The organism is Microbacterium umsixpiens, from assembly GCF_053543675.1.
Map to the genome: position 1 here is coordinate 1 of NZ_JBLVOH010000018.1, position 9,654 is coordinate 9,654.

General features: G+C 68.3%; 8 protein-coding genes and 1 tRNA gene. 7 read left to right on the forward strand and 2 right to left on the reverse strand.

Features of this window, described 5'->3' with window-relative positions; all coding sequences use genetic code 11:
• Positions 1–89: 89 nt before the first annotated feature.
• Positions 90–172, reverse strand: a tRNA-Leu gene (locus ACNPM4_RS01640).
• 144 nt (positions 173–316) lie between these two features.
• Here ACNPM4_RS01640 and ACNPM4_RS01645 point away from each other — a divergent pair.
• From ACNPM4_RS01645 to pknB, 7 genes are read left to right on the forward strand one after another with little or no spacing between them, the layout of a single operon-like run.
• Positions 317–1,042, forward strand: coding sequence for an FhaA domain-containing protein (locus ACNPM4_RS01645; protein WP_262002438.1), 726 nt, complete (start codon positions 317–319; stop codon positions 1,040–1,042).
• On the forward strand, positions 1,039–1,560 hold the full coding sequence (locus ACNPM4_RS01650) for an FHA domain-containing protein FhaB/FipA (RefSeq protein ID WP_029264172.1): 522 nt from the start codon (positions 1,039–1,041) through the stop codon (positions 1,558–1,560). Before ACNPM4_RS01645 ends, ACNPM4_RS01650 begins: the two co-directional genes overlap by 4 nt.
• Positions 1,561–1,567: 7 nt before the next feature.
• Complete coding sequence (locus tag ACNPM4_RS01655; protein WP_029264173.1) at positions 1,568–2,872, forward strand: PP2C family protein-serine/threonine phosphatase; 1,305 nt, start codon at positions 1,568–1,570, stop codon at positions 2,870–2,872.
• The gene (locus ACNPM4_RS01660; RefSeq protein WP_448984476.1) at positions 2,869–4,254 is read left to right on the forward strand and encodes an FtsW/RodA/SpoVE family cell cycle protein; all 1,386 of its coding nucleotides are present in this window, start codon (positions 2,869–2,871) and stop codon (positions 4,252–4,254) included. The genes ACNPM4_RS01655 and ACNPM4_RS01660 overlap by 4 nt, the downstream gene beginning before the upstream one ends.
• Positions 4,251–5,705, forward strand: a complete 1,455-nt coding sequence (locus ACNPM4_RS01665; RefSeq protein ID WP_448984477.1) for a penicillin-binding transpeptidase domain-containing protein — start codon at positions 4,251–4,253, stop codon at positions 5,703–5,705. Before ACNPM4_RS01660 ends, ACNPM4_RS01665 begins: the two co-directional genes overlap by 4 nt.
• Positions 5,702–7,447, forward strand: a complete 1,746-nt coding sequence (locus tag ACNPM4_RS01670; RefSeq protein ID WP_205828771.1) for a protein kinase domain-containing protein — start codon at positions 5,702–5,704, stop codon at positions 7,445–7,447. Before ACNPM4_RS01665 ends, ACNPM4_RS01670 begins: the two co-directional genes overlap by 4 nt.
• A 44-nt stretch (positions 7,448–7,491) precedes the next feature.
• Complete coding sequence (gene pknB / locus ACNPM4_RS01675) at positions 7,492–9,183, forward strand: Stk1 family PASTA domain-containing Ser/Thr kinase (protein ID WP_448984478.1); 1,692 nt, start codon at positions 7,492–7,494, stop codon at positions 9,181–9,183.
• Between the two features lie 32 nt (positions 9,184–9,215).
• Here pknB and ACNPM4_RS01680 read toward each other — a convergent pair.
• On the reverse strand, positions 9,216–9,654 hold a 439-nt coding region (locus ACNPM4_RS01680; RefSeq protein ID WP_448984479.1), incomplete at its 5' end, for an anthranilate synthase component II.

Below are 9,654 nucleotides of genomic sequence, written 5' to 3' on the forward strand. Positions count from 1 at the left end.
GGAGAAGGCCCGGTGTCCTCAACGGAACCGGGCCTTCTTCAGATGACAGAAGGCCGAGCCCTGTGGGCCCGGCCTTGTGTCATTCGCTGTGCGCGAGGGGGGACTTGAACCCCCACGTCCTTACGGACACTGGCACCTGAAGCCAGCGCGTCTACCATTCCGCCACTCGCGCGAGTGTCTCGTTCCGAAGAACTCAACTTCCCAAAGATATCACGCGATTTCACCCCCTGATGCACGCCTCAGACCCCGATCGGCGGCGTTCCCCCAGGTCACCTGGCTACGATGTGTCTACCGGTCGGCATGCCAGAGGAGCCCAGTGGGACTACTTGACAGCTTTGAGAAGGGTCTCGAGCGCGCAGTCAACAGCGCGTTCGCGAAGACCTTCCGCAGCGGCATTCAGCCGGTGGAGATCGCTTCTGCGCTCCGCCGCGAGGCCGATACGAAGGCGGCGGTCGTGAGCCGCGATCGCATCATCGCGCCGAACAGTTTCGTCGTGCGCCTCAGCCCGGACGACGCGGAGCGGATGCGCGGACTCGGCGGCGCCCTCACCGACGAGCTGCTCGCTCTGCTGACCAAGCACGCCAAGGCACAGGGCTACAGCTTCTCCGGCCCGCTGTCGATCAACCTCGAAGCTGACGAGAAGGTCGCCACGGGAACCGTGCGCGTGAACTCGGGCACGGTCGAGGGCCGGGTGAGCTGGCAGGCCGTGGTCGACGTCGACGGCCGTCGTCTCTCGATCAACCGCGCCCGCACGGTCATCGGCCGGGGGACGGATGCCGACATCACGATCGCGGACGCCGGATCCAGCCGCAAGCACGCCGAGATCCTGTGGGACGGCGAGCGCGCCATGATGCGCGACCTGGGCTCCACGAACGGCACCAAGGTCAACGGCCAGAAGCTCCGCGAGGCCGCCCTCCCCACCGACACGACCATCACCATCGGACGTACCGACCTGGTGTTCCGGATCGTCCCCGTGGCCAGCCCGTCGCGTCCTGCGCCCCGCGGCGACGACGCCACCCGAGCGTTCGGAGCCCTCGGTTGAGTGAACTGATCCTCCTCCTGCTCCGCATCGGGTTCCTCGTCCTGATGTGGTTCTTCGTGTTCGGCGTCGTGTACTCGCTCCGCGCCGACCTGTTCGGCGTCCGTGTGCGCAAGCTCCCCGCCGAGGCGACCGCCGGCGCACCCGCTCCTGCGGCAGCACCGGCAGCGGCCCCCGCGGCGAAGCCGTCATCCGCACGCTCCTCGACCGGACCGGCGACCGTCGCCACCGCCAAGCGCCTGGTCATCACGTCCGGGCCCAAGGCCGGCCTCGAGCTGCCGCTCAGTGCCGACTCGCTCACGATCGGCCGCTCCAGCGAGTCGGCTCTCGTGATCCGTGACGACTACACGTCCAGCCACCACGCCCGCCTGATGCTGCGCGGCGACAGCTGGGCGATCCAGGACCTCGACTCGACCAACGGGACCTTCGTCGCCGGCCAGCGCGTGTCGGCCTCACCGGTCGCCCTCTCGCTCGGCACCCCCATCAAGGTGGGCGCCACGACCTTCGAGCTGCGAGCCTGACCCCGGCATGGTCTTCGAAGGCTCGAGCGTCGCGATCTCCCACACCGGGAAGATCCGCTCCAACAACCAGGACTCCGGCTATTCCGGAGCGAACCTGTTCGCCGTCGCCGACGGCATGGGCGGCCACGCCGGTGGAGACGTCGCCTCGAGCATCGCGATCCAGCGGCTGCAGCCCCTCGACCAGGGCTACTCCTCGGTCGAAGACGCGCAGGCCTCGCTGCAGGCCGCCGCGACGACCGCCGCGGGCGACCTCATCCGCGCCGCGAAGGAGCGTCCCGAACTCGCCGGTCTCGGCACGACGGTCAGCGCGATCATCATGGTCGACGAGTACGCGGTCATCGGCCACATCGGCGACTCGCGCATCTACCTGTACCGCGACGACGCACTGACCCAGATCACGGCCGACCACACCTTCGTGCAGCGCCTGGTCGACTCCGGTCGGATCACCCCGGAGGAGGCGCGCTACCACCCGCGCCGCTCGGTCCTCATGCGCGTTCTCAGCGACATGGACGCCGACCCCGAGCTCGACATGTTCGTCATGCACACGCAGCCCGGCGACCGGTGGCTGCTCTGCTCCGACGGGCTCTCCGGAGTGGTCGACGAGACTCGCATCCTCAAGGCGATGCAGCTCGGCGTCGCCCCCGGCCGCACGGCGGACTACCTGCTCAAGCAGGCACTCGACGGAGGCGCTCCCGACAACGTCACGATCGTGCTCGTCGACGTCGGCGGGCAGCATCCGATCCACTCCGGCACCCCCACGATCGTGGGCTCGGCCTCGAACCCCGACGGCGTCTACGTGCCGCCGGTGCGCCCGCCGCGTGGAAACTGGCTGCACCCGGTGCGGCAGGCCGCGAACGAGCCCAGCCACTTCGAGCCGGCCCCCGAGTACCTCGAGGAACTCATCGAAGAGGATCGGCGTCGCGCGAAGCGCCGCCGGGCGGGCTGGATCGCCGGTGCGCTCCTGGTCGTCGCGATGCTCGTCGTGGCCGCCTTCGCCGCGTACAGCTGGACCCAGACCCGCTACTTCATCGGCGCCGACGACGACAGCGTCGTGATCTTCCAGGGCGTGCAGCAGAACATCGGCCCGATCACGCTGTCGACCCCGATCGAGGACACCGACATCCTCCTCGCGAACCTGCCGCAGTATCAGCGGGCATCCGTCGAACGCACGATCAATGCGCGCTCGCTGGCCGACGCGATGGCCATCGTCGACCGTCTGCGGGCGGGCGCCGATGCGAACGTGATCGAACAGACACCACTGCCGACCCCGCTGCCGACGCCGAGCGCGACCCCCGCGGGGGGTGAGGGATGAGCACCGACGTGCAGGCGGACACCACCGTCATCAAGGCCCTCAAGCGACTCCGGATGCCGCAGACGCAGCGCAACCGCGAGTTCTGGTTGCTGCTGTTCGCTTGTGCGATGAGCGGCGCCGCGCTCACTCTCGTCCAGCTGGGCGCACTCGGCGTGATCGACCCGATGATCCTCGCGATCGGCGGCGGTCTCGCGGCCCTCGCCTTCGCGTTGCACATCGTGCTGCGTTTCGTCGCCGCCGATGCGGATCCGTTCGTCGTGCCCATCGCGACGCTGTTGACCGGCCTCGGCATCGCGATGATCTACCGCATCGACATCGCCTTCAAGAACACCGGCTGGGACGCCTACTCCACCAAGCAGCTGGCCTGGACCGCGATCTCCCTCGCAGGTGCCATCGCGGTCGTGATCCTGCTGCGCAACTATCGGATCCTGTTCCGGTACACCTACATCTTCGGTCTCGCCGGAATCCTGCTCCTGCTGCTGCCGTTCGTACCCGGCCTCCGCATCGACGACGCGAACGCGGCCGTCTGGGTGTCGCTGGGCGGCGTCTTCGCCTTCCAGCCCGGCGAGCTCGCAAAGATCTGCCTGGCGATCTTCTTCGCCGGCTACCTCGTACGCACCCGCGAAAGCCTCACGTCGGTCGGCAAGAGGGTTCTCGGCATCGCCTGGCCCCGCATGCGGGAACTGGGACCTGTCCTCGTGGTCTGGCTCATCTCGCTCGGGATCATCGTCTTCCAGCGCGATCTCGGTACCGGAACCCTGATCTTCGGCATGTTCGTCGCGATGCTCTACGTCGCCACCGGGAAGACCAGCTGGGTCCTCATCGGCCTCGGACTCGTGGTCGCCGGCGTGGCACTCGCGACGCAGATCCTCAGCTACGTGCAGGGTCGCTTCATCAACTGGCTGTTCCTGTTCGACGCGAACCAGGTCGATCCCGACGGCGCGGGGTATCAGCCGATGCAGGGCCTGTTCGGGCTCGCCCGCGGCGGACTCATCGGCACCGGCTGGGGTCAGGGACGCCCGGAGGTCACGCCGCTCGCGCACAGCGACTACATCATCACCAGCCTCGGCGAAGAGCTCGGCCTGATCGGGCTGTTCGCGATCCTGTGCCTCTACATGGTCTTCGTCAGCCGCGGCATGCGCATCGGTCTCGCGGGTCAGGACGACTTCGGCAAGCTGCTCGCCACCGGCCTCTCGTTCACCATCGCGCTGCAGGTGTTCATCATGGTCGGCGGCGTCACGCGTCTGATCCCGCTGACCGGACTGACCACCCCGTTCCTCGCCGCCGGCGGATCGTCGCTCGTGGCCAACTGGCTCATCGTGGCGCTGCTGCTGCGCATCTCCGACGGCGTCCGCCGCCAACCGAGGGTCGTGATCGGATGACCAGAGAGCTCCGCCGCCTCAGCATCGTGATGCTGTTCATGTTCATCGCCCTGTTCGCCGCGACCAGCTGGATCCAAGTCGTCGAGGCCGATGCCCTGTCGCAGAACAGCAACAACAAGCGCACGCGCCTCGACAGCTACGAGATCCAGCGCGGCGCGATCATCGTCGACGGCGCCACCATCGCCAACTCGGTGCCCAGCGACGACAGGTACCAGTTCCAGCGCGTCTACACGGATGCCGCGATGTGGGAACCGGTGACCGGCTACTTCAACGCGGCACTCGATTCGCGCACGGGTATCGAACGCGCCATGAACGCCGAACTCTCCGGCACAGGCGCCAATGCCCTGCTCGCCGAGGTCGAACGCATCATCTCCGGCCAGCCCCAGCGCGGGTACAGCGTGGAGCTGTCGCTGAACACGGCGGCTCAGCGCGCCGCCTATGAAGCACTCGGCGGGCTGCAGGGTGCCGTCGTCGCGATGGAACCGAAGACCGGACGCATCCTCGCCATGGTCTCCACCCCGGGTTTCGACACGAATCAGATGGCGACGCACGACGCGGATGCGGCGAACGCCACCTACGACCAGCTCGCGGCCGACCCCGGCAAGCCGCTGTCCAACCGCGCGATCGCCGGCGACCTCAACCCGCCGGGATCGACGTTCAAGGTCGTCGTCGCGGCGGCGGCGTACGCCAGCGGGAACTGGACCCCGCAGTCGACGCTGCCCAACCCCATCTCGTACACCCTCCCCGGCTCCTCCAATCGGGTGTCGAACGCCTGGGGCGGCAAGTGCGGGCCGGGCGCCACGGTCACGATCGCCGAGGCCATCCGGCTCAGCTGCAACATCCCGATGGCGGAGCTCGCCGTCGAGCTCGGCGACGACACGATCCGCGAGATGGCCGAGAAGCTCGGCTTCAACAAGTCCTTCGAGACTCCGCTGGAATCGACCCCCTCCAGCTACCCCCGTGCCCTCGACGACGCGCAGACCGCACTCACCGGATTCGGCCAGGGCAAGGTCACCGCGACCCCCCTGCAGATGGCGATGGTGTCGGCCGGTCTCGCGAACGACGGCGTCGTGATGAATCCCCGGATGGTGGATGCCGTGATCGGGAACGACCTGTCGGTGATCGAGGCCTTCCAGGACAGCGAGTTCGGCCGTGCGATGGAGGCCGATGTCGCCGACGACGTGACCGCGTCGATGGTGGCCAGCGTCGCTACGGGCGCGGCCCAGGGTGCAAGAATAGACGGGATCGACGTGGCCGGTAAGACGGGCACCGCAGAGAACGGAAACAGGCCGCACACGTTGTGGTTCACCGGCTTCGCGCCGGCGGACGACCCCGCGGTCGCAGTAGCGGTCGTCGTCGAAGACGGCGGCGGACAGGGACAATCAGGCAGTGGCGACACCATCGCCGCTCCGATTGCGAAGAAGGTCATAGAGGCGGTGCTGGGCAGATGAGGCCGACGCAGGGTGTGTCGTTCGGTGGTCGTTACGAGCTGCAGTCGCGTATCGCGATCGGTGGCATGGGCGAGGTGTGGGAAGCGACGGATCACGTCATCGGACGTACCGTCGCGATCAAGATCCTCAAGGACGAGTACATGGGGGACCCCGGGTTCCTTGAGCGGTTCCGCGCGGAAGCGCGGCACGCTGCTCTCGTGAACCATGAGGGCATCGCCAGCGTCTTCGACTACGGCGAGGAGAACGGCAGCGCCTACCTCGTCATGGAACTCGTGCCCGGCGAGGCTCTCTCGACCGTGCTCGAGCGCGACGGTGCACTCAGCGCCGACAAGACGCTCGACATCGTGGCCCAGACGGCATCCGCTCTGCAGGCCGCACACGCGGCCGGTCTCGTGCACCGCGACATCAAGCCGGGAAACCTGCTGATCACGCCCGACGGCCGCGTCAAGATCACCGACTTCGGCATCGCCCGCATCGCCGATCAGGTTCCGCTGACGGCGACCGGCCAGGTCATGGGCACCGTGCAGTACCTGTCTCCCGAGCAGGCATCGGGTCACCCGGCGTCTCCCGCCACCGACACCTATTCGCTCGGCATCGTCGCGTACGAGTGCCTGGCGGGCAAGCGTCCGTTCACGGGCGAGTCGCAGGTGGCGATCGCGATGGCGCAGATCAACGAGCAGCCGCCGCCGCTGCCGCCGACCGTGCCGATCCCGGTGCAGAACCTCGTCATGGCGATGATCGCCAAGAAGCCCAGCGACCGCCCCTCGTCGTCCGCGACGGTGGCCCGTGCGGCCCAGGCGCTTCGTCGCGGCGACCTGAACTCCGCGGCCATCGCCGTGCCCGCGATCGCGACCGGCGGGATCGCCGGCGATGACGATGCGACGCGCATGCTCACGGCGTCCGGAGACGACGGCACCACCCGCATCCTTCCCACCACCGCTCAGCTCCCGACAGAGGACGCTGCGGCGGACGAGAAGAAGAAGAAGAAGAGCCCGTGGACCTGGCCGCTGATCGCGCTGATCGCCCTGCTGGTGATCGTGCTCGGCGGAGCCGTGTGGGCGATGCTGATGAACCAGGGCGACCCTGACGCCAAGCCGTCGGATTCGGCCTCTCCCTCGCAGTCCCAGACGCAGACGCCACCACCGGCGACCACCCCGCCGCCCGAGGTGGTCCGCGTCGACGTGACCGCGTTGGGCCTGGCGGGCATGGATTGCGGCACGGCCACGTCCACGCTCAAGGAGGCCGGTTTCACGGGCGAGATCACCTGCCCCGAGGGCGACCCGGCCCCGACCGACGGCGACGTCGGCAAGGTCTACCGCGTCGTCCCCTCCGGCAACGTCGAGACGACGCAGCCGATGACCCTCACGATCTACGCCGCGCGCGCAGCCCTGCCGACCCCGACCGACACCCCGACCATCACGGGCGACCCGATCGCCGGCAGCACCGTCACCATCTCCTGGGGCACCGGGTTCACCTGCCCGAGCGGCACGACGCTCTCCGGATACGTCGTCTCGCTCCAGAACGGCACGTTCGTGTCGGGCGGGCCGAACTTCCAGCCGACGCAGCGGAACACGCAGATTCAGGTGGCTGATGCCGCCGGCCAGCAGCTCATCGTCACGTACCAGGGCATGTGCTCGGGTGGCGACCAGCGCACGTCGTCCGCGTCGCCGCCGCTCTCCGTTCCGATCGTCGCCGCGACCGACCCCGGCGAGGGTGACGGAGGCGGCGGCACCGAAGGGTAGCCTTTAATCCAGCTCAGCCGCAGTCGTTTTCCAGGGGGTAGTACGTGTCCACAGAGCCACGAGTCATCGCGGGTCGATACCGCGTCGACGAGCTCATCGGGCATGGCGGTATGGCCAAGGTCTATCGAGGCTACGACCTGACGCTCGGCCGTGAGGTCGCGATCAAGATCCTCGATCCCGACCTGGCACGCGACACCGCCTTCCGCACCCGGTTCCGCCTGGAGGCGCAGGCGGCGTCCCGCATGTCGCACCCGTCGATCGTGCGCGTGTTCGACGCCGGCGACCCCTCGTCGAATGATCCGTCGTCCGACGAGCCGCCGTACATCGTGATGGAGCTCGTCAAGGGCACGCTGCTGAAGAAGATCATCGCCGACGGCCCGGTGCCGGTCGAAGACGCGGTGCGCTACGTCGACGGCATCCTCGAGGCACTCGACTACTCGCACCGCGCAGGTGTGGTGCACCGCGACATCAAGCCCGGCAACGTCATGGTGACCGACAAGGGCCAGGTCAAGGTCATGGACTTCGGCATCGCCCGAGCCGTCTCCGACTCCTCGTCGACCGTGGCCGAGACCACGCAGATCATCGGCACCGCTGCCTACTTCTCTCCGGAGCAGGCCAAGGGCGAGCCCGTCGATGCCCGCGCCGACCTGTACTCGACCGGTGTCGTGCTGTACGAGCTGCTCACCGGCCGCCAGCCGTTCCGTGGCGAGTCGCCGGTGGCGGTCGCCTACCAGCACGTCAGCGAGACCCCGATCCCGCCGACCGAGGTGAACGAGGATGCGCCGGGCGCACTCGACCCGATCGTCCTGCGAGCCCTCGCGAAAGACCCCTATCAGCGGTACCCGGATGCCGCGCACTTCCGCGCCGCCCTGGATGCCGCCGTCACCGGGATCGCGCCGACCCGCAAGCAGCTCGGTGCACTGACGAGCGAGCTGTACGGTCCGAGCCCGCGTCAGGCTCAGGAGACCGCGCGTTCGCTGCGCCAGCTCAGCTCCGACACCACCATGACCCGCACCCAGTCCGGCCCTCCGGTCGCCTGGATCTGGGCCGGTGTCGCGCTGCTCGCGGTGCTGTTGGCATCCGTGCTGTTCTGGGTGGTCACGATCAGCATGCGTCCGCCCGAGGTGCCGAGCACCTCGCGCATCATCCCCAATCTCGTGAACGTGTCATCCGAGCGCGCGCAGGACGACCTCGCCAAGCTCGATCTGACCGCGAAGATCGTGATCGAGTCGAGTTCCGAGATCACCGAGGGCAACGTCATCCGCACCGACCCCGAGGCAGGAGTCTCGGTGGAGGAGGGCTCGACGGTCACCGTTCACGTCTCCTCGGGCGTGGAGACCGTGGTGGTGCCGAAGATCGAAGGCATGGGCCTCGAGGATGCCACCAAGGCACTGAAGGCCGCCGGCCTCGAACTCGGGACCGTCATCCAGCGCAACGACAAGGGTCTGGCCGCCGGCACCGTGATCTCCGCCAGCGAAGCGGCAGAGACCGAGGTCGCCCCCGACACCGTCGTCAATCTCGTCGTCGCCAGCGGCAAGGTGACGCTGACCGATCTCGTCGGGTGGACCGTCGAGGCCGCGACGACGAACCTCACCGACCTCGGTCTGACTCCGGAGCCAGTGGAAGAGGCGGATTGCGCTCCCACGGAACCCCCGACCGTGCACTCGATGTCGGTCGCACCGGGTGACGTGCCGATCGGATCTCCGGTCGAGCTTCGCTACTGCGCCGCGCCCTGAGTCTCTCGTGACGCGAATCGCGCGTCGAGATATCAGCGCGAGAGTGGATGCAGGGTCTCGGATCGCGCCACGGCATCCGCGTCGCCACAGAGTTCCAGCCAGTTCGCGAGAAGCCGGTACCCGCCTTCGGTGAGCACGCTCTCCGGGTGGAACTGCACGCCGTGCAGCGGCAGCTCTCGATGCGCGAGCCCCATGACCGTTCCAGTCGCCGTCCAGGCGGTGACGACGATCTCGGACGGGAGGTCCGCTGCCGCGAGCGCCAGGGAGTGATATCGGCCGACGTCGAACGGCGACGGGATCCCTGCGAACAGCGCCGATCCGTCGTGCGTGACCGCGGAGACCATGCCGTGCATCAGCTCGGGCGCCTCGCTCACCGCGGTGCCGAGCGCTTCGCCGATGGTCTGGTGTCCGAGACAGACGCCGAGCGTCGGCATCCGCCGTCGAGCGGCGATCCGCACCGCGTCGAGCGCC